Here is a 23,763-nt window from a genome sequence, read left to right as displayed (position 1 = left end):
TCTGTGCGTGCGGCCCGTCAGGGTTGCGCGCCGGCTCTGCGACGGCATACGAAAGGACCTCCCATGACCAAGCTCAGACTGGCCATCGTCGGTGCGGGCCCCGCCGGCATCTATGCGGCGGACATCCTGCTGAAGGCGGAGCGCAAGTTCGACGTCTCGATCGACCTCTTCGAGCAGCTCCCCGCACCGTACGGGCTGGTGCGCTACGGCGTCGCGCCCGACCACCCGCGCATCAAGGGCATCGTCAACGCCCTCCGCGACGTGCTCGACCGTGGTGACATCCGCCTGTTCGGCAACGTCCGCTTCGGCGAGGACATCACTCTCGACGACCTCAAGAAGCACTACAACGCGGTGATCTTCGCGACCGGGGCCATCCGCGACACGTCGCTGGACATCCCCGGCATCGATGCGGTCGCCTCGTACGGCGCTGCGGACTACGTCAGCTGGTTCGACGGCCACCCCGATGTTCCGCGTGAATGGCCGCTGGATGCCGCCTCGGTCGGCGTGCTCGGCAACGGCAACGTCGCCCTCGATGTCGCCCGCATGCTGGCCAAGCACGCGGAGGACCTGCTCGTCACCGAGGTGCCGGCCAACGTCTACGAAGGCCTCAAGGCCAGCCAGGTCACCGACGTGCACGTCTTCGGGCGTCGCGGACCGGCGCAGGTCAAGTTCACGCCGCTCGAGCTGCGCGAGCTCGGCGAACTGCGCGATGTCGACATGGTCGTCTACGACGAGGACTTCGACTACGACGACGCCGCGAAGGACGCCGTCGCCAGCAACAAGCAGGTGATGGTCATCGACCGCATCCTGCAGTCCTGGCGCAAGCGCGATTCGGTCAACAACGCCGGAGGCACGGCGTCGCGACGCCTGCACCTGCACTTCTGGGCGAAGCCGGTCGAGGTCCGCAAGGACGACAACGGTCGCGTCGCGGCCCTCGTGTACGAGCGCACCCGGCCCGACGGCCAGGGTGGCGCGGTCGGCACGGGAGAGCTGCGCGAGGTGCCCCTCCAGGCGCTGTACCGTGCCATCGGCTACTTCGGCTCGCCGCTTCCCGGGGTTCCCTTCGACAAGAAGCACGGTGTCATCCCGAACCGTGAGGGTCAGGTGCTCGCCAAGGACTCGAACGAACGCGTGCCCGGCATCTACGCGACCGGATGGATCAAGCGCGGCCCCGTGGGGCTGATCGGGCACACCAAGTCCGACGCGATGGAGACCGTGCGTCACATCATCAACGACCAGAGCGCGTGGTGGCACCCGGAGGACCCCTCGGAGGAGTCCATCGTCGAGCTCCTTCAGGAGCGCGGCGTGCGCTGGACCGACCTGGACGGGTGGCACCGGCTCGACGAGCACGAGATCGCCCTCGGTGCTCCGGCGGAGCGCGCCAGGGTCAAGGTCGTCCCGCGTGACGAGATGGTCCGGGTCTCACGCGGCGAGTAGAGCCGTCACGGTCGGGCCTCCCGCACCCGGTCGCGCGCTCGGCTAGCCTGGCGACGACGGGGGAGGAACGCATGACCGAGTGGATCCCGGATGTTCTCGGTGACGAGTTCGAGCAGCTGACGCTCGATCTCGGCACGGATGACCAGGGGCCTGTCGTTGCGACCCTCGTGCGCGCGCTGCCGAGGAGGCCGAGCCTGTGGGCGCGGGCGAGCGGCCGCCGACCGCTTCTCGACGGGGTCGATGTGCTGTACGTGCACGGCTGGTCCGACTACTTCTTCCAGAAGCGGCTGGCCCGCTTCTGGACTTCGCGTGGCGCCCGGTTCTTCGCTCTCGACCTGCGCAAGTACGGTCGCAGCCTGCGCGACGGCCAGACTCCCGGCTACGTCGCCGACCTCGCCATCTACGACGAGGACATCGGAGCTGCGCTGGAGGCGATGGGCCGCGGGGAGGGGGGCGCCGAGTCCGCCCGTCGACTCCTCCTGCTCGGGCACTCCACCGGGGGGCTGACGCTGAGTCTGTGGGCCTCCCGCCATCCGGGCTCCGCCGACGCGGTGATCCTGAACAGCCCGTGGCTGGAGTTCCAGTTCGCGCCGGCCCGCGCGGCGATCGCGCCGATGGTCGAGTTGCAGGCGAGGCTGCGACCGATGGAGGCCGCGCCGCAGGTCGACCTCGGCTTCTACACCCGCGCGCAGCAGGAGGTCGCCGACCCGGACGATCCGATGGATGTGAACCCGGTATGGCGGCCCGCGCAGACCATGGCGGTGTACGCGGGCTGGCTGCACGCCATCCTCTCCGGCCACAAGGCGGTGGCGTCGGGGCTGTCGATCACGGCGCCCGTATGCGTGCTGCTGTCGGCACGATTCGTGCCGCCGACCCGGTGGTCGGACGACCTCACGTCGGCCGACTCGGTGCTCGTGGTCGACGACATCGCCCGCGCAGCGCTCCGGCTCGGTCCCAGCGTCACCGTGGAGCGCATCGACGGCGCGCTGCACGACGTCTTCCTCTCCCGGCACGAGGCGCGCGAAGACGCCTACCGGCGGTTGGACCGATGGGTGACCGGATGGCGCGCAGCGCAGTGAGCTCTCACAGGTAGTACATCTCCCTGACGAGGCGCTCGGCGCCGTCGCCGTCGCCGCTGCGCACGGCGTCGCCGAAGTCGACGTAGATCTGCGCCATCCGTGCGCGATCGGACGGCGGGACCACCCAGTCGCGGAGGTTGCGGAACAGGACCATGCTCGCGTCGTCGATCAGCGTGCGATGCTGCGCGTTGCCGCTGTGCTCGCCGAGGTAGGAGAACACCGCCCATCGGGCGTTCGAGGTGCCGGCACCGTCTTCCAGAGCTGCGCGCATGGCGTTGACCAGCGCGAGCACATGCTCGCGTTGAGCGGCCGTGATCTGCGGCACCGCCAGTCGCGCGGCGATTCCCGCCTGGTAGCCGGCGAACACGAGCGATTGGGCGATGGTCTCCGCCGTCACCGCCGTGACCTCCGTGTACCGGCTCGGGTACATCGTGACCATGCCCAGCCGTTCCAACCGCTGCAGCGCCTCGCGTACCGGTGTCCGTGACACGTGCAGTTCTTCCGCGACATCGACATCGCGGATGCGCTCACCCGCGGCAAGCGTGCCGTCGATGATCTGCCTGCCGATGTGGTGGAAGACCTCTTCGGCCAAGAGCTGCTTGCTCTCGCCGACGTTCGTCGATCCGATATTCCCCATGGATCCGCCCCCAGTTGCCCTTCTGATCCCGAGCGCCCCATGATTCGCCCGGGAGGGCAACTACATCATGAAGTCGCGTCGGATGCCAATATCCCCCACCTGAGTCGGCAGTCCGCGTGGGGGCGCGCATCGTGGCTCAGGTGGGCTCGTCGTGCCCGTGTTCTTCGTACTCGTGGGTTCCGTGGCCGGCGGATGCTGGGCATCCGCCGGCCACCGAAGACGCGAGCGCATGGAACTGCCGCGGCCTCGTCCCCACGAGGGCAAGCTCGCAATCCCGAAATCGCGTAGCCCTACGACGGCAGTGCGTCACGCGGCGTTCGCGTCATCGGTCGCATCGAGTCGACCGCTTCCAGTCTTGGGTACCTAAACCCATATATCAGTATGCAATCCAACAATGACGAGAGAGGGGGTCGAGTGTGCTGCACTCGACCCCCTCTTTCGATGTGTCCCGGTGGCTTACCGGTAGTTGATGAACTGCAGGTCCAGGTCGAGGTCGGCGCCCTTGAGCAGCGCGATGACCGACTGCAGGTCGTCGCGGCTCTTGGACTGCACGCGCAGCTCGTCGCCCTGGATCTGGCTCTTCACGCCCTTGGGGCCCTCGTCGCGGATGATCTTGTTGATCTTCTTCGCGTTCTCCGAGGAGATGCCGTCCTTGAGCGTCGAGACGATGCGGAACTCCTTGCCGCTGGCGAACGGGTCGCCCGACTCGAGGCTCTTCAGCGAGATGCCGCGCTTGATGAGCTTGGACTGGAACACGTCGAGCACGGCCTTGGCCCGCTCCTCGGTGTTCGCGATGATCAGGATGCTCTCGCCGCTCCAGGCGATCGACGCACCCGTGCCCTTGAAGTCGTAGCGCTGCTCGATCTCCTTGCGGGCCTGGTTCAGGGCGTTCTCCGCCTCCTGGTGGTCGACCTTCGAGACGATGTCAAATGAGCTGTCAGCCATGGTTTCATCCTACTCAGGGGCTCAGGGCGTACACGTTGTCGGAGATCCGGGTGGCTCCGTCCGGCGTGGGGTGGTCGTCGGGGACCAGCACGAAGTGACCGGCCGGGCCGCTCATCTCCACGGGGCCGCGTTCGCCGCCACACGCCATGGTTCCCGCGGTCTCGTCCCGGTAGGCGAGCACGCAGACCGTTCCCTGGTCGACCCCGCGCAGCACCCACAGCGAGCTGCCGGAATGCTCGCCGACGAACCGCGCAGACGAGAGCTCGGCGCCGTCGCCGGAGTCCTGCTCGATGAACGCGTCCGGCAACGCGTCCGCGGGTTCGACATCGCGCTCCAGCACCGCGTAGTCCGTGGTGAACGCGGTGCACCCGCTCAGTGCGGCCGCCGACAGCGCCAGCACGAGACCTGTCGTCATTCGGGCGATGCGGTGCGAACCGTGAGTCATTCCGGCAGTCTACGGGTCTCGCTTCCCCGTCTCATGGAAGCGTTTTCACATCCCAGCAGCGCTCCGTTCTCTATCACGGGTTGATATCAACGCCTTCTCTCGTTGCAAACGCCGCTGATTTCGATGCATACTGTAAGCGCTTGCAGTCCTTGCAGGTGATCAGCACTGAGAGAGGCACACACCAATGAAGGTGAACAAGAGGGGCATCGTCGCCGCGGGCGCGATCGCCATCGTTTCGACTCTGACGCTTGCCGGCTGCTCCACGGGGACCAGCAGCGACGACACCTCCGGCTCCGACGACAGCGGGAAGCTGGTCGTGTGGGTCGACGCCGAGCGCGTCGACGCACTGCAGGGCGCTGCAGACGCCTACCAGGAGAAGACCGGCGTCAAGGTCGAGCTCACGGGCAAGTCGGTCGACGACATGAAGGACGACTTCATCCAGCAGGTTCCGACCGGCAAGGGCCCCGACATCGTCATGGGCGCGCACGACTGGCTGGGCGAGCTCTCCACGAACGGCGTCGTCGCACCCATCGAGCTCGGCGACAGCTCCGAGGACTACCTCCCGGTCGCGCTCCAGGCCGCCACGTACGACGGCACCGTCTACATGCTCCCGTACGCCGTCGAGAACATCGCGGTGCTGCGCAACGCCGACCTGGTTCCGGCCGCCGCGACCAGCTTCGACGACATGCTCTCGAAGGGCACCTTCGTCGTCGAGCAGGGTACCGAGGGCAACCCGTACCACCTCTACCCGTTCCAGACGGCGTTCGGCGCCCCGGTGTTCGGCACTGACGACACGGGCAGCTACGACTCCACCGACCTCCAGCTCGGCAGCGAGGGCGGCTTCGCGTTCGCGGACTGGCTGGGCGCACAGGGCGCTGCGGGTGTTCTGAACACCGACGTCGACGGCGAGATCGCCAAGCAGCAGTTCCTCGACGGCACCGCGGCCTTCTGGCTCACCGGTCCGTGGAACGTGGGCGCGGCAACCGACGCGGGCATCAACGTCGCGATCGACCCGATCCCGAGCCCGACCGGTGAGACCGCTTCGCCGTTCGCCGGCGTGAAGGGCTTCTTCGTGAGCTCGGAGTCGAAGAACAAGGTCGCCGCGAACGACTTCCTCGTCAACTACATCGGCACCGAAGATGTGCAGCTCGACCTGTTCAAGGCCGGCAACATCCTCCCCGCCCTGACCGCAGCCGCCGACACCGCGGCCGCCGACCCGATCATCGCCGGCTTCCAGGCCGTCGGCGCCGACGCCGTCCCGATGCCCGCGATCCCGGCCATGGGCGCGGTCTGGGAGTTCTGGGGCGTGGCCGAGGCCGCGGTCATCAACGGCGAAGACCCGGCGACGACGTGGCAGAAGCTCGTCGACGACGTGACCGCCGCGATCAAGTAACAGCCAGAACACGGACTCTGCCGGGGTGGGCCTTCGCCCGCCCCGGCAGGATCATGACGAGGATGACATGACAGACACCGACGAGCGCACAGCTCCTCCGACCAGACGTCAGCGCCAGGCCGCGAAGATCGCGGAGGCCGCATCCGGACCGATCGGCTGGATGCTGCTGAAGATCCTCCTGCTGGCCGTCGTCGACGCGATCGCGCTCTACGCCGCTTTCGTGCTCTTCGCCCAGCGGGAGTGGTTGATCCTCGGCATCGTCGTGGCGGTCGCCGTCCTCGTCAACTACATCTACTTCTCCCGCAAGCGCATCGCCGCGAAGTACCTCACTCCCGGGATCATCTTCCTGGTCATCTTCCAGGTGTTCACGCTGCTCTACACCGGGTACATCGGGTTCACGAACTACGGCACAGGCCACAACGGCACCAAGGACCAGGCGATCTCCTCCCTCCTCGCCTCGGCGCAGGAGCGGGTCGAGGACTCGCCGACCTATCCCGTGACGGTCGTCGAGCAGTTCGGCACCTACGGTCTGCTCGTGACCGACCCGGAATCCGGCGACGCGCTCCTCGGTACAGCGCAACAGCCGCTGGAAGAGGTCGACGCCCGGTTCGAAGACGGCACGGCCGTCGCCGTCGACGGGTGGACCACGCTTCCGCTCGCGACCGTCTTCACGCTCTCCGAAGAGCTCGAGAAGCTGTCGGTGCCGTTCAGCGACGACCCGAACGACGGCAGCCTGCGCGCCCCGGACGGGCAGAAGGGCTACCTGTACGTTTCGACGCTGGAGTACGACGAGGCCGCAGACACCATCACCGACACCACGACAGGGACCGTCTACTCCGATACGGGCGACGGGGCCTTCACCGCCGAGGGCGGCGAGCAGTTGCTCCCCGGTTGGCAGACGACCGTCGGCTTCGACAACTTCATCCGCGCCGTCACCGACTCCTCCATCCGCGGACCGCTCATCTCGGTCACCCTCTGGACGTTCGCGTTCGCTCTGATCTCGGTCGCGACGACGTTCTTCCTCGGCCTTCTCCTGGCCCTGGTGTTCAACAACACCCGCATGCGGTTCCGCAACGGCTACCGCATCATCCTGATCCTCCCGTATGCGTTCCCCGCGTTCCTGTCGGCGCTCGTCTGGGCCGGAATGATGAACGAGAGCTTCGGCTTCATCAACCAGGTGATCTTCGGCGGGGCCGAGATCCCGTGGCTCACCGACCCCGCCCTCGCGAAGGTGTCGGTGCTGCTGGTGAACCTGTGGCTCGGCTTCCCGTACATGTTCCTCGTCTGCATGGGCGCCCTGCAGGGCATCCCCGAGGATGTGAACGAAGCCGCGGTGATGGACGGCGCGAACCCGTGGCAGGTCTTCCGCCGGATCAAGCTGCCGCTGCTGCTGGTCACCGTCGCACCGCTGCTCATCTCGTCCTTCGCGTTCAACTTCAACAACTTCAACCTGATCTACATGCTCACCAAGGGGGGCCCGCGCTTCAGCGACGTGTCCATCCCCGTCGGGCACACCGACATCCTCATCTCGATGGTCTACAAGGTGGCCTTCACGGGGCAGACGCGTGACTACGGTCTGGCCTCTGCCTTCACGATCCTGATCTTCATCGTGGTCGCCACGATCTCGATCATCAGCTTCCGCAAGACCAAGGCCCTCGAGGAGCTGAACTGACATGAGCACCACCAGCCCCACCACCGAGCGATCCGCCGCCACTCGCTCCACCGATAGCGTGCAGAGCCTCGCCCCCCGCCGTCGCAGCTTCGGCGCCTGGTTCGCCGACACCGGATGGCGCCACCTCGTGGCGATCGTTGTGAGTGCGTTCGCCCTGTTCCCCCTGCTGTACGTGATCTCCGCCTCGCTGAACCCGAAGGGGACGCTGACGGGATCGAACCAGCTCTTCTCCGCGATCGGGATCGACAGCTACGTGCGCATCCTGAGCGACCCGCAGAACCCCTACGGCACGTGGTTCCTCAACACGCTGCTGATCGCGGTGGTCACCGGAGCGGTCACCGTCTTCATCGGCGCCTGCGCGGCATATGCCTTCTCGCGCATGCGGTTCGCCGGGCGCCGTGTGGGGCTCGTGACGATCGTGGTCGTGCAGATGTTCCCGCAGCTGCTCGCCGTGGTCGCCATCTTCCTGCTCATGTCGACACTGGGGGACTGGTTCCCCGCGATCGGTCTGAACACCCACACCGGTCTGATCCTGGTGTACCTCGGGGGAGCGCTCGGGGTGAACACATACCTGATGTACGGCTTCTTCAACACGATCCCGAAGGAGATCGACGAGGCGGCGCGCATCGACGGCGCCGGTCACGCGCGCATCTTCTTCACGATCATCCTGCGTCTGGTCGCTCCGATCCTCGCGGTAGTCGGGCTCCTGTCGTTCATCGGCACGGTCAACGAGTACGTGATCGCGAGCGTCATGCTCGTCGACGTGGATCAGCAGACCCTCGTCGTCGGACTCACCAAGCTCGTGGCGAACCCGCGCTACGCGGACTGGTCGGCCTTCTCCGCCGGTGCGGTGATGGCGGCGATCCCGGTGATGATCCTCTTCCTCTTCCTGCAGAAGTACATCGTCGGTGGGCTGACCGCCGGAGCGACCAAGGGCTGAGCGCTTCCTGCGGGTGTCGCCTCGGCGACGCCCGCAGTCGCGCGGGCGGTTCTCCCGCTCTCTTGTCTCGCATGCTACCTTGTCATGCATGACAGCCGATGTCGGCGCCCAGATGCGCAAGGGAGTGGTCGAGTACTGCGTGCTCGGCCTGCTCGCGCGGGAGCCTATGTACGGATGGCAGCTGGCTGAGGCTCTCACCGGCGCCGGCCTGATCGCCAGCATCGGCACGCTCTATCCGCTGCTGGGGCGGTTGCGTGACAACGGCTGGGTCAGTACGTTCGATCAGCCGTCCGAGTCGGGCCCGGTGCGCAGGTACTACCGGCTCACCGAGGTCGGCGTCGATCAGCTCGAGCGATTCCGCGCCCAGTGGGCACCGTTCGCCCGTGTCGTCACGGGCATCGTCGGAGAGGGACGATCATGACCGAAACCACCGCTGTCGCCCTGCGAGAGGACTTCCTCACACGACTCGATGAGGCGATGCGCGGATTGCCGCACGGCATCGCGACGGACATCCGCGGGGGCATCGTCGAAGAGCTCCAGGGACTCGACGCCGAAGCCACGGCCGTGCGCATCGCTCAGCTCGGCGATCCCGGCGCGATCGTCCGCGAGGCACAGGCCGAGCTGCCGGCGGGTTCGCCTCTCGCGGTGCCGACGACCGCGTCCGCACCGTCGGCACCGGGTCCGTCGACGACGTCCACGCGCGGGTTCGCGATCGCCGCGGCTCTGACGCTGAGCTTCGGCGGGATCGTCGTGCCGATCGTCGGGTGGTTCGTCGGTGCCGTGCTCGTGAGTCTGAGCTCGCTCTGGAAGACGGGGGAGAAGGTCGTGGCGATCGTCGTGCCGTTCGTCGCGGGCGGTCTGTCGATCCTCGTCATCTCGACGATGGTCACCATCTCCGCGTGGGAATCGAGCGGCAGCTCCTCGGGAACAGGAACCCCGCCGCCCGCCAACAATCCGTTGCTTCCTGCGTGGTACGACATGATCTGGGGCGGTCTCGCGGGAATCGGCATCCTCCTCATCCCGCTCTCGGGTCTCTGGCTGCTCTGGCGCCTGCGCGGTCGCGTCGCGCGCTGACTGCCGCGGGGCAACCGCCGCTGTCGGCGTTGCGCCCGGGCTCTCGCACCGTTCGGTCGTAGCGTGGAGGCATGGCACGCGTGGGTGGTCGCAACCTCGGGATGAGCTGGTTCGCCGGCATCGTGTGCGTCGCCATCATCGGAGCCCTGGTGTGGCTGTCGCTGCCGATTGTTCCCGTGCTCGCGCAGTTCGCCGGTGATGCACTGCGCAACGCGCTCCCCTGAAACCCAAGAGACAGTGCGGTGTCCTCGCGTATGACGACACGTCGGCACGCCTCCGCGAGCGGCCGTTTGCGCGGAGGTACCCTCACAATGCACGTATCCGATGAGAGGCGCACCCCATGAGTGACCCCGACGTTCCCCAGCCCGAGAAGCCGGCTGACGTTGACGACGTCGTCGGCAGTGCGAACGCGGGTCTGGATGCCGCCGCTGCCGCAGGTGCGGATGTTCCCGGTTCGAACGACGGCGTGGAGGAGAAGCCCGCCGCTGCGCCGGTCGATCCCGACCTCGCTGCGTTCGAAGAGGCCGAGCGCGATCACCCCGGGACTTTCGCGTCGCCGCCCCCGGCAGTGACCCCCGCTGCGTCCGTCGCGTCGAACGACTACGCCGACGAGGTCAGGACGCGCGCCGACGCCGAGTCCTCCTCCTTCTTCCCTGAGCCGGTCATCGGCGAGCCCGTCGCGTTCGGTCATGAGCAGTCGGGCATGGCGGGTGCCGCCTACGCCCAGTACGGCGATGAGGCCGACACGCGCGTCGTGCCGTCCGAACCGCTGGTCGCTGCAGCCGCGGCACAGCCGCAGCCCATCTTCGTGCAGGCTCCCGAGCCGCCGCGCGACCGCGGAAACCGTGGCACCGCGGGAGCCATCGGACTCCTCGCGACGCTCGTCTTCGCGGTGCTGTACCTCGGTGCGGCGCTGGGGCTCGGCGCGATCACCGGTGATGTGACCGGGGAGAACATCGGGCAGACCGCGATCGCTCCGCTGACGACTTGGGGATTCTGGACGCCCGTCGTGGTCTTCTTCCTCGGCTTCTGGCTGCTCGGTGCGATCATCAACCGCGGTCGCTGGGGACTCTGGGTCGTCTTCGGCATCATCGTCGGCGTCATCGCCTATGGAGGACACATCCTCGGCCAGCTGTTCGAGGCGCCGTTCTGGAAGCTCAGCGCGAGTCAGGGGCTCGACCTCGTCGGAGAGCAGCTGCTCGCCCCGCTCGCGATCGCGGCCTTCGTGTTCGCCCGTGAGCTGACCATCTGGTTCGGGGCCTGGGTCGCCCGCAGCGGTGCCCGCAAGACCGAGCTGAACGCCGAGGCGCAGCGCGAGTACGAGCGCACCCTCGAAGCCGGCCCGACGCTGTCGAGGTAATCACGAACTCCACCATGCCGAACCCCCGCGGACCCGAGTCCGCGGGGGTTTCGGCTGTCCTGGCGGTCGTGCTCGCCACCATCAGCTTCTTCGCGCTGGCGGTCTTCGGGCTCGGAGCGCTGAGCATCGCCACCGACACGGACATCATCGCGGTACCGGACCTCGGGCAGACGCCTGGGGTGATCGGGATGCTGGCCGCCGTGGTCTCGTTCGCGCTCATGCTGTGGTCGACGCTGCGTCGACCACAGCCGTCGTATGTCGCGACGATCGCGATCGCCCTGGTCGCAGGTCTCGTCCATCTGGCAGCCGTATGGGTCGGTGTGCTCATCGCCGCGGGGAGCTTCGTGCTCGCAACCGCGGTCGCAGGTCATCTCGTGCGCGAGGGAGCGAGTGCGGTGCTCGTGCTGGCGGCGCTGATCGCCGCGTGGGGCGGGATCGCGCTGCGTCGCACCCGTGCCGAGCATCCGCGGTGGCCGTGGGAGCGCGACGACGACGAGTGACCCGCGAGTGATCGTTCCCCTCCCGCCCCGCCGGGAGCGGGAAATCGCGACGGCGACGGGCGACGCGCCGTACGCTGGTGGGGTGGAGCGTTCGTTGGAGACGCAGGTGGACCAGGCCGTCGAGGCATGGTTGCGCTGGGTGCCGCGCTGGGAGCCGGCCACCCACCGTGGTCGCGTCGCGCCGTGTCGCCGATGTCTCGGATCGCCCATCCTCTCGGCAGCCGGCATCGGGGCGAACGTGCCGCACGGCGTGCAGCACGGGTTGTCCACGCGGATCAAGACCATCGTCGATCACGCCGTTGCGGAGTACACCGCACGGAATCTGCCGATGCTGCAGCGCGAGCTCGATCAGCAGGCCGCGCGCAACCGCGCTCGCAGCTACCGTCCGGCCGAGGATCTCGATCCCGAGTTCGACGGTCTGCCCCTCGACCCCGACCCTGTACCAGGGGCTCCGTTCCTGTTCACCATCGCCGGGCTGGCCGACGACTCCGCCGCCGAGTTGCCCGCTCTTCCTCCGCTGACGGAGGAAGCCAAGGTCGCCCTCCGGCAGGAGGTCGCCCTCGCCGACGAGTACGCCAACATGGTCGGACGCGAGATCTGCGGCATCCTGCTGCGGCACCGCATCTCGATCCAGGCCGCGATCTCGCAGCATGTGGAACCGCAGATCGAGGCACTGCTGGCCGAGCTCACCGAGTCGCTGGACTCGCCGTTCGACCCCGACCTGCCCTGACGTGTGCGGCCGACGCACACGGTCGGAGGGGCATTCATTTGACCGTCAGGTTACGCGGCATTACACTTGATCAGGTGTGTGCACGCCTCTGCGTGTGCGCTGGGCGCCGGCACCTGCCGGTCCGCCCCCACGGCATACCCATCACACCAAAAGCTCGTCATTTCCGACGTGCCGGTGGGTCATGATGTGAAACCCATCACGCTGTCACCGTGCAGCACTATGAGGAGAGAACGTGCCAACCATTCAGCAGTTGGTTCGCAAGGGTCGCTCGCCCAAGGTCACCAAGACCAAGGCACCGGCGCTCAAGTCGAACCCGCAGCAGGCCGGGGTCTGCACCCGCGTCTACACCACCACCCCGAAGAAGCCGAACTCGGCGATGCGCAAGGTCGCTCGTGTGAAGCTCCGCAACGGCACCGAGGTCACCGCGTACATCCCCGGTGAGGGCCACAACCTGCAGGAGCACTCGCTCGTGCTCGTGCGTGGCGGTCGTGTCAAGGACCTCCCCGGTGTGCGTTACAAGATCGTCCGTGGCGCCCTGGACACCCAGGCAGTCAAGAACCGTAAGCAGGCTCGTTCCCGCTACGGCGCGAAGAAGGGTTGAGTTAGATGCCTCGTAAGGGACCCGCCCCGAAGCGCCCCGTCGTCAACGACCCGGTATACGGCGCACCGATCGTCACCTCGCTGGTGAACAAGATCCTCGTCGACGGCAAGAAGTCGCTGGCCGAGTCGATCGTCTACGGCGCCCTCCGCGGCGTCGAGGCGAAGAACGGTCAGGACGCCGTCGCCACGCTGAAGAAGGCGCTCGACAACGTGCGCCCGACGCTCGAGGTCCGCAGCCGCCGCGTCGGTGGCTCGACCTACCAGGTGCCGGTCGAGGTCAAGCCTCACCGCGCCAACACGCTCGCTCTGCGCTGGCTCGTGAGCTACGCGAAGGGCCGTCGTGAGAAGACGATGACCGAGCGTCTGCAGAACGAGATCCTCGACGCCTCCAACGGCCTGGGTGCCGCGGTCAAGCGCCGCGAGGACACGCACAAGATGGCCGAGTCGAACCGCGCGTTCGCTCACTACCGCTGGTAAACAGCTTCGCCCGCCCCTCGGCCATTCGCCGAGGGGCGGGCACCCCCTCTTCGCAGTACGACTGCTCCAAAAGATAAGGACACTCCTGTGGCACAAGACGTGCTCACGGACCTGAGCAAGGTCCGCAACATCGGCATCATGGCGCACATCGATGCCGGCAAGACCACGACGACCGAGCGCATCCTGTTCTACACGGGCGTCAACCACAAGCTCGGCGAGACGCACGACGGCGCCTCGACCACCGACTGGATGGAGCAGGAGAAGGAGCGCGGCATCACGATCACGTCTGCCGCCGTGACCTGCTACTGGAACAAGAACCAGATCAACATCATCGACACCCCCGGCCACGTGGACTTCACGGTCGAGGTGGAGCGCTCGCTCCGCGTCCTCGATGGTGCTGTCGCTGTGTTCGACGGCAAGGAGGGCGTCGAGCCCCAGTCCGAGACCGTCTGGCGTCAGGCCGACAAGTACAACGTCCCGCGCATCTGCTTCGTCAACAAGATGGACAAGCTCGGCGCCGACTTCTACTTCACCGTCGACACGATCATCAACCGCCTGGGCGCCAAGCCCCTCGTGATTCAGCTGCCGATCGGCGCGGAGAGCGACTTCATCGGCGTCGTCGACCTGGTCGAGATGCGCGCACTGGTCTGGGCCGGAGACTCCAAGGGTGACGTCACCATGGGTGCCTCCTACGAGATCCAGGAGATCCCGGAAGACCTCAAGGAGAAGGCTGCGGAGTACCGTCAGCAGCTCCTCGAGACCGTCGCCGAGACCGATGACGCTCTGCTCGAGAAGTTCTTCGGTGGCGAGGAGCTCACGGTCGCCGAGATCAAGGGTGCGATCCGCAAGCTGACCGTCGCCTCGGAGATCTACCCGGTGCTCTGCGGTTCCGCGTTCAAGAACCGCGGCGTCCAGCCGATGCTCGACGCGGTCGTCGACTACCTCCCGAACCCGCTCGACGTGGGCTCGATCGAGGCGCACGACCCGAAGGACTACGACACGATCATCGAGCGTCACCCCGACGCCAATGACCCGTTCGCCGCCCTCGCGTTCAAGGTCGCGGTGCACCCGTTCTTCGGTCGCCTCACCTACGTGCGCGTCTACTCGGGTCACCTGGACTCCGGTTCTGCGGTCATCAACTCGACCAAGAACAAGAAGGAGCGCATCGGGAAGATCTTCCAGATGCACGCCAACAAGGAGATCCCGGTCCCCTCGGTCACCGCGGGAAACATCTACGCGGTCATCGGTCTGAAGGACACCACCACCGGTGACACCCTGACCGACCCGGCAGCTCCGGTCGTCCTCGAGTCGATGACGTTCCCCGAGCCCGTCATCGAGGTTGCGATCGAGCCGAAGACCAAGGCCGACCAGGAGAAGCTGGGTGTCGCCATCCAGAAGCTCGCTGAAGAGGACCCGACCTTCCGCACGGAGCTGAACCCCGAGACCGGTCAGACGACCATCAAGGGCATGGGCGAGCTGCACCTCGACATCCTCGTGGACCGCATGAAGCGCGAGTTCAACGTCGAGGCCAACGTCGGCAAGCCGCAGGTGGCGTACCGCGAGACGATCCGCAAGACCGTCGAGAAGCACGACTACACGCACAAGAAGCAGACCGGTGGTTCTGGACAGTTCGCAAAGATCCAGTTCACCATCGAGCCGCTCGACCTCGACTCCGAGAAGATCTACGAGTTCGTGAACGCCGTCACCGGTGGTCGCATCCCTCGTGAGTACATCGGTTCGATCGATGCCGGTTTCCAGGACGCGATGAACGTCGGTGTGCTCGCGGGCTACCCGATGGTCGGCGTCAAGGCGACCATCGTCGATGGTGCGGCTCACGACGTCGACTCCTCGGAGATGGCGTTCAAGATCGCGGGCTCCATGGGCTTCAAGGAGGCCGCGCGCCGTGCCAACCCCGTGCTGCTCGAGCCGCTGATGGCCGTCGAGGTCCGTACTCCTGAGGAGTACATGGGCGACGTCATCGGTGACCTGAACTCGCGTCGTGGCCAGATCCAGTCGATGGAAGACGCCGCAGGCGTCAAGGTCGTCCGTGCACAGGTTCCGCTGTCCGAGATGTTCGGCTACATCGGCGACCTGCGCTCGAAGACCTCGGGTCGTGCCGTCTACTCCATGGAGTTCCACAGCTACGCTGAGGTTCCCCGCGCTGTGGCCGACGAGATCGTCCAGAAGACCAAGGGCGAGTAATCACCCTTCTGGGTTCCCCGCGGCGCCGAGCACCGCGAAGCGCCGCGGGGTTCCCAGGTCACCTACAACTTCACATTCCCTCTCTACTAAACTGAGAACCTAACCCGTAGAGAACCGGTCGCAAACCAGTGCCCGGTCACCTCTACAACGACGTCCTGAGGAGGACCCAGTGGCTAAGGCCAAGTTCGAGCGGACCAAGCCGCACGTCAACATCGGAACGATCGGTCACGTCGACCACGGCAAGACCACGCTCTCCGCAGCGATCTCGAAGGTGCTTGCTGACAAGTACCCGTCCGACACCAACGTGCAGCGCGACTTCGCTTCCATCGACTCGGCGCCGGAAGAGCGCCAGCGTGGTATCACCATCAACATCTCGCACATCGAGTACGAGACCCCGAAGCGCCACTACGCGCACGTTGACGCTCCCGGCCACGCCGACTACGTCAAGAACATGATCACCGGTGCGGCTCAGATGGACGGCGCGATCCTCGTGGTCGCCGCCACCGACGGCCCGATGGCTCAGACGCGCGAGCACGTGCTGCTCGCCAAGCAGGTCGGCGTGCCGTACCTGCTGGTCGCGCTGAACAAGTCCGACATGGTCGACGACGAGGAGATCCTGGAGCTCGTCGAGCTCGAGGTCCGCGAGCTGCTCGCCGGCCAGGGCTTCGACGAGGACGCTCCTGTCGTCCGCGTCTCCGCTCTCAAGGCCCTCGAGGGCGACGAGAAGTGGACCCAGGCGATCCTGGACCTGATGCAGGCTGTCGACGACAGCGTTCCGGACCCGGAGCGTGACCGTGACAAGCCGTTCCTGATGCCCGTCGAGGACGTCTTCACGATCACCGGTCGTGGAACCGTCGTCACGGGTCGCGCCGAGCGTGGCACGCTGGCCATCAACTCCGAGGTCGAGATCGTCGGACTCCGTCCGACCGTCAAGACCACGGTCACGGGTATCGAGATGTTCCACAAGCAGCTCGACGAGGCCTGGGCCGGCGAGAACTGTGGTCTGCTGCTCCGCGGCACCAAGCGTGAGGACGTCGAGCGCGGTCAGGTCATCGTCAAGCCGGGTTCGGTCACGCCGCACACCGACTTCGAGGGCACCGCGTACATCCTGTCCAAGGACGAGGGTGGCCGTCACAACCCGTTCTACACGAACTACCGCCCGCAGTTCTACTTCCGCACCACCGACGTCACCGGCGTCATCTCGCTGCCTGAGGGCACCGAGATGGTCATGCCCGGCGACACCACCGACATGACGGTCGAGCTGATCCAGCCGATCGCCATGGAGGAGGGCCTCGGCTTCGCCATCCGTGAGGGTGGACGCACCGTCGGCGCCGGTACGGTCACGAAGATCATCAAGTAAGCATCTGCTTCCTCGCAGAGGGGTCGGACCTTCGGGTCCGGCCCCTCTGTCGTTAACACGGCGTCTCGAGGGTTCCGTTTACGATTGCGGACATGCACAATGAGTGTGGTCGGCCCGATCGGTCGGCGGCACACCTTCAGAAGGGGAAACACATGGGTATCGAAGACGCCGTGAACAAGGGCAAGGACCTGTACGAGCAGAACAAGGACAAGATCGCCGAGGCCGTGAAGAGCGAGCAGGCCGAGGACATCAGCGACAAGGTGCTCGACGGCGTCGCAGACTTCGCGAAGAAGATCGCTCCCGGTGCGGCCGACAAGATCGACGAGATCCGCGACGGCGCCGACAAGGCCGTCGGCAACGAGTAGAACTCCGCGTCTCCTGAGCGGCGATCCACCACGGGTGGATCGCCGCTCTTGCGCGTGCGGGCACCGGGCATCAGGCTCGGAATGCCGTCGGATGTGGCGTATTCACGGTTGCATCCAGTAGGATCGACTCGACTGCCTGGGGATCTTGCGGTCGGGGAAGCCGAAGGGGTTCGGTCTCCCGAAGCACGCGGTCTTCCGCGTACAAACTGGGGATAGCGATCTTGGGGATCATCGTGCGACGCGCGCAGTCACTGCGCCTGAGCGTCTCCCTGCCTGCGCGGCGGGTCTTCCGCCGCGCCCTCGGTCGAGGAGTTCGGCGTCCCTTCACGCCGGACTACTCGCGTTCGGTGTGCCCCCTCGCACTGAACGCCCTCCCCAAGCGGGGCGAGGCATGGGGATGCCTCGCCCCGCTCTCCCCGGCGAACTGACGCGGTTCCCGACCCGTTCCGAGGTCGGCCGACCGGGCGCGACACGCCCGGGTTTGCGGAAGTGAAATCAGCCGTGGCAGAATAGACAGGTTCGATATTCCGTCGCCGCTGTGCGTGCGATGGATCACTGCCAGGGCTGTGCATAGACGGCGCCTCCTCCGGGATGGTGCAGGGTTCTAGGCCGCGGGTAGCAGAACACACCCCGACACCCCTCTTCATGAAGGGTTCTGCCGTGCGCGGCGGAAGGTCGGCATCCGGTCGCTTCGCAGCGTCCGGCTGACAGAAGAACAGTGGTGCAGCAGATCGACTCGTGAGAGCCGTTCTCGTGCCGAGGCGCGAACAGCGCCGACGTGCGTCCAATGCCCCAGGGCCACCCGGTCCCGGACGGTAAGACGCCTAAAGAGAGAGAGCAGACAATGGCGGGACAGAAGATCCGCATTCGCCTGAAGTCGTATGACCACGAGGTCATCGACACGTCCGCACGCAAGATCGTCGACACCGTGACCCGTGCGGGCGCGACCGTCGTCGGACCCGTGCCCCTTCCGACCGAGAAGAACGTCGTGTGCGTCATCCGGTCGCCGCACAAGTACAAGGACAGCCGCGAGCACTTCGAGATGCGCACCCACAAGCGTCTGATCGACATCGTCGACCCGACGCCCAAGGCTGTCGACTCGCTGATGCGCCTCGACCTGCCTGCCGATGTCAACATCGAGATCAAGCTCTGAGGTTCGACATGGCTGACATCAACTCCAAGGTTTCCAAGGGCATGCTGGGCACGAAGCTCGGTATGACCCAGGTGTGGAACGAGAGCGGCAAGCTGGTTCCCGTCACCGTCATCGAGCTGGCACCCAACGTGGTCACCCAGGTCCGCACGCCCGAGAAGGACGGCTACAACGCCGTGCAGATCGCGTACGGCCAGATCGACCCCCGCAAGGTGAACAAGCCGCTCACCGCCCACTTCGAGGCAGCCGGCGTCACGCCGCGTCGTCACGTCACCGAGATCCGCACCGCGGACGCCGGCGACTACACCCTGGGCCAGGAGCTCACGGTCGACGGCACCTTCGAAGCAGGCCAGCTCGTCGACGTCGTCGGCACGAGCAAGGGCAAGGGCTTCGCCGGTGTCATGAAGCGTCACAACTTCAAGGGCGTCTCGGCTTCGCACGGTTCGCACCGCAACCACCGCAAGCCCGGTTCCATCGGCGCATCGTCGACCCCGAGCCGCGTCTTCAAGGGCATGCGCATGGCCGGCCGTATGGGTGGCGAGCGCGTGACCGTCCTCAACCTCACGGTGCACGCCATCGACATCGAGAAGGGACTCATGCTCGTCAAGGGCGCCGTCCCCGGTGCTCGTGGTCGCATCGTCTATGTCCGCAACGCAGTGAAGGGTGCCTGATCATGGCTGACTCCACTCTCGCGCTCGACGTCCTCAAGGCAGACGGCAAGAAGGCAGGCTCCATCGAGCTTCCCGCCGCGCTGTTCGACGCCAAGACGAACATCCCGCTCATCCACCAGGTCGTCGTCGCGCAGCTCGCGGCGGCTCGCCAGGGCACGCACTCGACCAAGCGTCGTGGCGAGGTCTCCGGTGCCGGCCGCAAGCCCTTCAAGCAGAAGGGCACGGGTAACGCCCGTCAGGGTTCCATCCGCGCGCCGCACATGACCGGTGGTGGCATCGTCCACGGCCCCAAGCCGCGCGACTACTCGCAGCGCACCCCCAAGAAGATGATCGCTGCAGCCCTGCTGGGCGCGCTCAGCGACCGCTTCCGCGGTGACCGCATCCACGCCATCGAGTCCTTCGGGATCGACGGCACGCCTTCGACCAAGACCGCGGTGAACTTCCTCACCAACGTCGTCTCGTCGAAGAACGTGCTCGTCGTGATCGAGCGCAACGATGACGTGACGCTGAAGAGCATCCGCAACCTGTCGAACCTGCACGTGCTGACGTTCGACCAGCTCAACGCATACGACGTGCTCGTCTCCGACGACATCGTCTTCACCCAGGCCGCGCTCGAGGGCTTCATCGCCTCCAAGTCCGGCGCCAACCAGGAGGTCTCCGCATGAGCGAGCAGGCATCTGTTCTCCAGACGGCCCTGAACAAGGACCCGCGCGACATCATCCTGAAGCCGGTCGTGTCCGAGAAGAGCTACGGGCTCATCGATGAAGGAAAGTACACCTTCCTCGTCGACCCGCGCGCTTCGAAGACCGAGATCAAGCTCGCCATCGAGAAGATCTTCGGCGTCAAGGTCGCAGGGGTCAACACCCTCAACCGCGTCGGCAAGGCTCGCCGCACCCGCTTCGGCACCGGCAAGCGCAAGGACACCAAGCGCGCCATCGTGACCCTGAAGTCGGGCACCATCGACATCTTCACGGCAATCGGCTGATCCGGGGGATAAGGACAATAATGGCTATTCGCAAGTACAAGCCCACGACCCCGGGCCGTCGCGGCTCGTCGGTGGCTGACTTCGCCGAGATCACTCGATCGACGCCGGAGAAGTCGCTGCTGCGCCCGCTCTCGAAGACCGGTGGTCGCAACAACCAGGGCCGCATCACGACCCGTCACATCGGTGGTGGCCACAAGCGCCAGTACCGCGTCATCGACTTCCGTCGTAACGACAAGGACGGCGTCAACGCCAAGGTCGCTCACATCGAGTACGACCCCAACCGCACCGCGCGCATCGCGCTGCTGCACTACTTCGACGGTGAGAAGCGCTACATCCTCGCTCCGGCGAAGCTGAAGCAGGGCGACATCGTCGAGTCGGGTGCCGGGGCTGACATCAAGCCGGGCAACAACCTCCCGCTGAAGAACATCCCCACGGGTACGGTCATCCACGCGATCGAGCTCCGCCCCGGCGGCGGCGCGAAGATGGCACGTTCGGCCGGTGCATCCGTCCGTCTCGTCGCCAAGGACGGCCCCTACGCCCAGCTGCGTCTGCCCTCGGGCGAGATCCGCAACGTCGATGCGCGCTGCCGCGCGACCATCGGCGAGGTCGGCAACGCCGAGCAGTCGAACATCAACTGGGGTAAGGCCGGCCGCATGCGCTGGAAGGGCGTCCGCCCGACCGTGCGTGGTGTCGCGATGAACCCGGTCGACCACCCGCACGGTGGTGGTGAGGGTAAGACCTCCGGTGGTCGTCACCCCGTTTCCCCGTGGGGCCAGGCTGAGGGTCGTACCCGTCACGCCAACAAGGAAAGCGACAAGTACATCGTGCGTCGTCGTAACGCCGGCAAGAAGCGTAAGTAGGAGTAAGAGAAGATGCCTCGCAGTCTTAAGAAGGGCCCCTTCGTCGACGATCACCTGCTTCGCAAGGTGGTCGTGCAGAACGAAGCCGGCACCAAGAACGTCATCAAGACCTGGTCCCGTCGGTCCATGATCATCCCGGCCATGCTGGGTCACACGATCGCGGTCCACGACGGACGCAAGCACATCCCTGTGTTCGTGTCCGAGACCATGGTCGGTCACAAGCTGGGCGAGTTCGCGCCCACCCGCACCTTCCGCGGCCACGAGAAGGACGACAAGAAGGGGCGGCGCCGCTAATGGTCGAATCGATCGCACGCGTGCGACACATCCGCGTGACCCCTCAGAAGGCTCGTCGTGTCGTCGCGCTCATCAAGGGCAAGCAGGCACAGGAAGCTCTCGCGATCCTGAAGTTCGCGCAGCAGAGCGCCAGCGAGCCGATCTACAAGCTTGTCGCGTCGGCCATGGCCAACGCGCAGGTGAAGGCGGATCGCGACGGCGAGTTCCTCGACGAGAAGGACCTGTACGTGGCCAACGCGTACGTCGACGAGGGCACCACGCTCAAGCGTTTCCAGCCCCGTGCACAGGGTCGCGCTTTCCAGATCAAGAAGCGCACGAGCCACATCACGGTCGTGCTCTCGACGCCTGAGGCAGCTCCGGCCGCCGCGGGCGACAGCAACAAGAAGGCGAGCAAGTAATGGGACAGAAGGTAAACCCGTACGGCTTCCGTCTCGGCATCACGACGGACCACGTCTCGCGTTGGTTCTCTGACTCGACGAAGCCGGGTCAGCGCTACGCCGACTACGTCGCCGAAGACATCAAGATCCGTAACCTGCTCAAGACGCAGCTCGACCGCGCCGGTGTCTCGAACATCGAGATCGAGCGCACCCGTGACCGCGTCCGCGTCGACATCCACACCGCCCGTCCGGGCATCGTGATCGGTCGTCGTGGAGCCGAGGCCGAGCGCATTCGCGGCGACCTCGAGAAGCTCTCGGGCAAGCAGATCCAGCTGAACATCCTCGAGGTCAAGAACCCCGAGGCCGACGCTCAGCTGGTCGCACAGGGCATCGCCGAGCAGCTCTCTGCTCGTGTGGCGTTCCGTCGTGCGATGCGCAAGGGTCTGCAGGGCGCTCAGCGCGCCGGCGCCAAGGGCATCCGCATCCAGGTCTCCGGCCGTCTCGGCGGCGCCGAGATGAGCCGTTCGGAGTTCTACCGCGAAGGCCGTGTGCCGCTGCACACGCTTCGTGCGAACATCGACTACGGCTTCTACGAGGCGAAGACCACCTTCGGCCGCATCGGCGTGAAGGTCTGGATCTACAAGGGCGACCTGACCGCGAAGGAGCTCGCTCGCGAGCAGGCCAACGCACCCAAGGCTCGTCGTGACGACCGTGGTGGCGACCGCCGCCGTGCCCCGCGCAACGAGGCACCTGTCGCAGAAGGAGCGTCGGCATAATGCTCATCCCCCGTAAGGTCAAGTTCCGCAAGCAGCACCACCCGGGTCGCTCGGGTCAGGCCACCGGCGGCACGAAGGTCTCCTTCGGCGAGTACGGTATCCAGGCCCTCACGCCCGCTTACGTGACGAACCGTCAGATCGAGTCCGCTCGTATCGCGATGACCCGTCACATCAAGCGTGGTGGAAAGGTGTGGATCAACATCTACCCCGACCGTCCGCTCACGAAGAAGCCTGCCGAAACCCGCATGGGTTCCGGTAAGGGTTCCCCCGAGTGGTGGGTCGCCAACGTCAAGCCGGGCCGTGTCCTCTTCGAGGTCGCGGGTGTCGACGAGGAGCTCGCACGCGAAGCTCTGACCCGTGCAATTCACAAGCTGCCGCTCAAGGCACGCATCATCAAGCGCGAGGAGGGCGACGCGTAATGGCGATCGGCACCAAGGAGCTCGCCCCGGCAGAGCTCGATACATTCGAAGACCAGCGCCTCGTTGAGGAGCTGCGCAAGGCCAAGGAGGAGCTGTTCAACCTCCGTTTCCAGTCGGCCACCGGCCAGCTGGAGAGCCACGGCCGCATCCGCGCCGTCAAGCGCGACATCGCGCGCCTCTACACCGTGATCCGCGAACGCGAGCTGGGCATCCGTGCGACGCCTGCTCCGGTCGAGGCTCCGGCCAAGAAGGCGACCAAGTCGAAGGCGAAGAAGGCGGACTCCGCCGACGACGCCGTGAAGGAAGAGGCTGAGTGATGGCCACCAAGAAGGAAGCGACTGTGGAGACGCAGGCCGCAGGACACGAGTCGTCCGAGCACGACGTCCGCGACGCCGCTGCCCGCGGTTACCGCAAGGCACGTCGCGGCTACGTCGTCAGCGACAAGATGGACAAGACCATCGTGGTCGAGGTCGAGGACCGCGTGAAGCACCCGCTTTACGGCAAGGTCATCCGCCGCACCTCGAAGGTCAAGGCGCACGATGAGGCGAACTCCGCCGGCATCGGCGACCTGGTCCTGATCAACGAGACCCGCCCGCTGAGCGCCACGAAGCGCTGGCGCCTGGTGGAGATTCTGGAGAAGGCCAAGTGATTCAGCAGGAATCCCGACTCAAGGTCGCCGACAACACCGGCGCCAAGGAGCTGCTCACCATCCGCGTTCTCGGTGGCTCGAAGCGTCGTTACGCGGGCCTCGGCGACACCATCGTCGCGACCGTCAAGGACGCGATCCCCGGTGGCAACGTGAAGAAGGGCGACGTCGTCAAGGCGGTCATCGTCCGCACCAAGAAGGAGGTCCGTCGTCCGGACGGCTCCTACATCAAGTTCGACGAGAACGCCGCAGTGATCCTGAAGAACGACGGGGAGCCCCGCGGCACCCGTATCTTCGGGCCGGTCGGTCGTGAGCTTCGTGACAAGAAGTTCATGAAGATCGTCTCGCTGGCGCCGGAGGTCATCTAAT

The 23,763-nt window shown here is 66.1% G+C and carries 31 protein-coding genes; 28 read left to right on the top strand and 3 right to left on the bottom strand.

Features of this window, described 5'->3' with window-relative positions; genetic code table 11:
• Positions 1-63 precede the first annotated feature (63 nt).
• Together ASD13_RS03005 and ASD13_RS03000 are read left to right on the top strand one after the other, a co-directional pair.
• Positions 64-1,437: an FAD-dependent oxidoreductase gene (locus ASD13_RS03005; RefSeq protein WP_055865615.1), complete on the top strand. Its 1,374-nt coding sequence runs from the start codon at positions 64-66 to the stop codon at positions 1,435-1,437.
• Between the two features lie 71 nt (positions 1,438-1,508).
• Positions 1,509-2,516: an alpha/beta hydrolase gene (locus ASD13_RS03000; RefSeq protein WP_055865612.1), complete on the top strand. Its 1,008-nt coding sequence runs from the start codon at positions 1,509-1,511 to the stop codon at positions 2,514-2,516.
• Positions 2,517-2,520: 4 nt separating this feature from the next.
• Here ASD13_RS03000 and ASD13_RS02995 read toward each other — a convergent pair whose 3' ends face one another.
• The 3 genes from ASD13_RS02995 to ASD13_RS02985 all read right to left on the bottom strand — a co-directional run bounded on the left by ASD13_RS02995 (position 2,521) and on the right by ASD13_RS02985 (position 4,543).
• A complete protein-coding gene (locus ASD13_RS02995) occupies positions 2,521-3,153 on the bottom strand; it encodes a GntR family transcriptional regulator (protein ID WP_055865609.1) in 633 nt (210 codons plus the stop codon).
• A gap of 456 nt (positions 3,154-3,609) precedes the next feature.
• The gene (locus ASD13_RS02990; RefSeq protein ID WP_017829222.1) at positions 3,610-4,098 is read right to left on the bottom strand and encodes a YajQ family cyclic di-GMP-binding protein; all 489 of its coding nucleotides are present in this window, start codon (positions 4,096-4,098) and stop codon (positions 3,610-3,612) included.
• A gap of 13 nt (positions 4,099-4,111) precedes the next feature.
• Positions 4,112-4,543: a hypothetical protein gene (locus ASD13_RS02985; RefSeq protein ID WP_055865606.1), complete on the bottom strand. Its 432-nt coding sequence runs from the start codon at positions 4,541-4,543 to the stop codon at positions 4,112-4,114.
• A 184-nt stretch (positions 4,544-4,727) separates the two neighbouring features.
• On the opposite strand from ASD13_RS02985, the gene ASD13_RS02980 reads away from it, so the two are divergent.
• The 26 genes from ASD13_RS02980 to rplN all read left to right on the top strand — a co-directional run bounded on the left by ASD13_RS02980 (position 4,728) and on the right by rplN (position 23,762).
• Entirely contained in the window at positions 4,728-5,936 is a 1,209-nt protein-coding gene (locus tag ASD13_RS02980) for a sugar ABC transporter substrate-binding protein (RefSeq protein ID WP_055865604.1), read from the top strand.
• Between the two features lie 67 nt (positions 5,937-6,003).
• A complete protein-coding gene (locus ASD13_RS02975; protein WP_055865601.1) occupies positions 6,004-7,608 on the top strand; it encodes an ABC transporter permease subunit in 1,605 nt (534 codons plus the stop codon).
• A gap of 1 nt (position 7,609) precedes the next feature.
• Positions 7,610-8,548, top strand: coding sequence for a sugar ABC transporter permease (locus ASD13_RS02970; protein ID WP_200942437.1), 939 nt, complete (start codon positions 7,610-7,612; stop codon positions 8,546-8,548).
• Positions 8,549-8,636: 88 nt separating this feature from the next.
• Positions 8,637-8,969 (top strand): PadR family transcriptional regulator, encoded by a 333-nt coding sequence (locus ASD13_RS02965; protein WP_055865598.1) that lies wholly within the window; start codon positions 8,637-8,639, stop codon positions 8,967-8,969.
• A complete protein-coding gene (locus ASD13_RS02960; protein WP_055865594.1) occupies positions 8,966-9,622 on the top strand; it encodes a hypothetical protein in 657 nt (218 codons plus the stop codon). Before ASD13_RS02965 ends, ASD13_RS02960 begins: the two co-directional genes overlap by 4 nt.
• Before the next feature lie 71 nt (positions 9,623-9,693).
• On the top strand, positions 9,694-9,846 hold the full coding sequence (locus ASD13_RS17525) for a hypothetical protein (protein ID WP_164743708.1): 153 nt from the start codon (positions 9,694-9,696) through the stop codon (positions 9,844-9,846).
• A 116-nt stretch (positions 9,847-9,962) separates the two neighbouring features.
• Positions 9,963-10,982, top strand: coding sequence for a hypothetical protein (locus ASD13_RS02955; RefSeq protein WP_055865592.1), 1,020 nt, complete (start codon positions 9,963-9,965; stop codon positions 10,980-10,982).
• 14 nt (positions 10,983-10,996) lie between these two features.
• Positions 10,997-11,482 (top strand): hypothetical protein, encoded by a 486-nt coding sequence (locus ASD13_RS02950; RefSeq protein ID WP_235562453.1) that lies wholly within the window; start codon positions 10,997-10,999, stop codon positions 11,480-11,482.
• A gap of 82 nt (positions 11,483-11,564) precedes the next feature.
• Positions 11,565-12,212: a hypothetical protein gene (locus ASD13_RS02945; RefSeq protein WP_055866829.1), complete on the top strand. Its 648-nt coding sequence runs from the start codon at positions 11,565-11,567 to the stop codon at positions 12,210-12,212.
• A gap of 232 nt (positions 12,213-12,444) precedes the next feature.
• On the top strand, positions 12,445-12,813 hold the full coding sequence (gene rpsL, locus ASD13_RS02940; RefSeq protein WP_017201609.1) for a 30S ribosomal protein S12: 369 nt from the start codon (positions 12,445-12,447) through the stop codon (positions 12,811-12,813).
• A 5-nt stretch (positions 12,814-12,818) separates the two neighbouring features.
• On the top strand, positions 12,819-13,289 hold the full coding sequence (rpsG, locus tag ASD13_RS02935) for a 30S ribosomal protein S7 (protein ID WP_017201608.1): 471 nt from the start codon (positions 12,819-12,821) through the stop codon (positions 13,287-13,289).
• Positions 13,290-13,376: 87 nt separating this feature from the next.
• Complete coding sequence (gene fusA / locus ASD13_RS02930; RefSeq protein ID WP_055865589.1) at positions 13,377-15,491, top strand: elongation factor G; 2,115 nt, start codon at positions 13,377-13,379, stop codon at positions 15,489-15,491.
• Between the two features lie 169 nt (positions 15,492-15,660).
• Complete coding sequence (gene tuf, locus ASD13_RS02925; protein WP_017829210.1) at positions 15,661-16,851, top strand: elongation factor Tu; 1,191 nt, start codon at positions 15,661-15,663, stop codon at positions 16,849-16,851.
• A gap of 152 nt (positions 16,852-17,003) precedes the next feature.
• Positions 17,004-17,216, top strand: a complete 213-nt coding sequence (locus ASD13_RS02920) for a hypothetical protein (RefSeq protein WP_021201124.1) — start codon at positions 17,004-17,006, stop codon at positions 17,214-17,216.
• A gap of 844 nt (positions 17,217-18,060) precedes the next feature.
• A complete protein-coding gene (rpsJ, locus tag ASD13_RS02915; protein WP_017201594.1) occupies positions 18,061-18,369 on the top strand; it encodes a 30S ribosomal protein S10 in 309 nt (102 codons plus the stop codon).
• 8 nt (positions 18,370-18,377) lie between these two features.
• Positions 18,378-19,037 (top strand): 50S ribosomal protein L3, encoded by a 660-nt coding sequence (rplC, locus tag ASD13_RS02910; protein ID WP_055865588.1) that lies wholly within the window; start codon positions 18,378-18,380, stop codon positions 19,035-19,037.
• Positions 19,038-19,039: 2 nt separating this feature from the next.
• Positions 19,040-19,702, top strand: coding sequence for a 50S ribosomal protein L4 (rplD, locus tag ASD13_RS02905; RefSeq protein WP_021201122.1), 663 nt, complete (start codon positions 19,040-19,042; stop codon positions 19,700-19,702).
• On the top strand, positions 19,699-20,022 hold the full coding sequence (rplW, locus tag ASD13_RS02900; protein WP_017829206.1) for a 50S ribosomal protein L23: 324 nt from the start codon (positions 19,699-19,701) through the stop codon (positions 20,020-20,022). Before rplD ends, rplW begins: the two co-directional genes overlap by 4 nt.
• Positions 20,023-20,042: 20 nt before the next feature.
• Positions 20,043-20,882 carry a 50S ribosomal protein L2 gene (gene rplB, locus ASD13_RS02895; protein WP_017201590.1) on the top strand — a complete coding sequence of 280 codons (840 nt, stop codon included), beginning with the start codon at positions 20,043-20,045 and terminating at the stop codon, positions 20,880-20,882.
• A gap of 12 nt (positions 20,883-20,894) precedes the next feature.
• Positions 20,895-21,176: a 30S ribosomal protein S19 gene (gene rpsS, locus ASD13_RS02890; protein ID WP_017829205.1), complete on the top strand. Its 282-nt coding sequence runs from the start codon at positions 20,895-20,897 to the stop codon at positions 21,174-21,176.
• Positions 21,176-21,574, top strand: coding sequence for a 50S ribosomal protein L22 (rplV, locus tag ASD13_RS02885; protein WP_017829204.1), 399 nt, complete (start codon positions 21,176-21,178; stop codon positions 21,572-21,574). Before rpsS ends, rplV begins: the two co-directional genes overlap by 1 nt.
• Positions 21,574-22,329, top strand: coding sequence for a 30S ribosomal protein S3 (rpsC, locus tag ASD13_RS02880; protein WP_017201587.1), 756 nt, complete (start codon positions 21,574-21,576; stop codon positions 22,327-22,329). The genes rplV and rpsC overlap by 1 nt, the downstream gene beginning before the upstream one ends.
• On the top strand, positions 22,329-22,748 hold the full coding sequence (gene rplP / locus ASD13_RS02875) for a 50S ribosomal protein L16 (protein ID WP_017829203.1): 420 nt from the start codon (positions 22,329-22,331) through the stop codon (positions 22,746-22,748). The genes rpsC and rplP overlap by 1 nt, the downstream gene beginning before the upstream one ends.
• Positions 22,748-23,065 (top strand): 50S ribosomal protein L29, encoded by a 318-nt coding sequence (gene rpmC / locus ASD13_RS17605; protein WP_017829202.1) that lies wholly within the window; start codon positions 22,748-22,750, stop codon positions 23,063-23,065. The genes rplP and rpmC overlap by 1 nt, the downstream gene beginning before the upstream one ends.
• Positions 23,065-23,397, top strand: coding sequence for a 30S ribosomal protein S17 (rpsQ, locus tag ASD13_RS17715; protein ID WP_017829201.1), 333 nt, complete (start codon positions 23,065-23,067; stop codon positions 23,395-23,397). The genes rpmC and rpsQ overlap by 1 nt, the downstream gene beginning before the upstream one ends.
• Positions 23,394-23,762: a 50S ribosomal protein L14 gene (gene rplN, locus ASD13_RS02860; protein WP_017201583.1), complete on the top strand. Its 369-nt coding sequence runs from the start codon at positions 23,394-23,396 to the stop codon at positions 23,760-23,762. The genes rpsQ and rplN overlap by 4 nt, the downstream gene beginning before the upstream one ends.
• Position 23,763: the final 1 nt, after the last annotated feature.

Source organism: Microbacterium sp. Root1433D1 (assembly GCF_001426835.1).
GTDB classification, from domain to species: domain Bacteria; phylum Actinomycetota; class Actinomycetes; order Actinomycetales; family Microbacteriaceae; genus Microbacterium; species Microbacterium maritypicum.
This window is presented reverse-complemented; position numbering and strand designations above follow the sequence as displayed.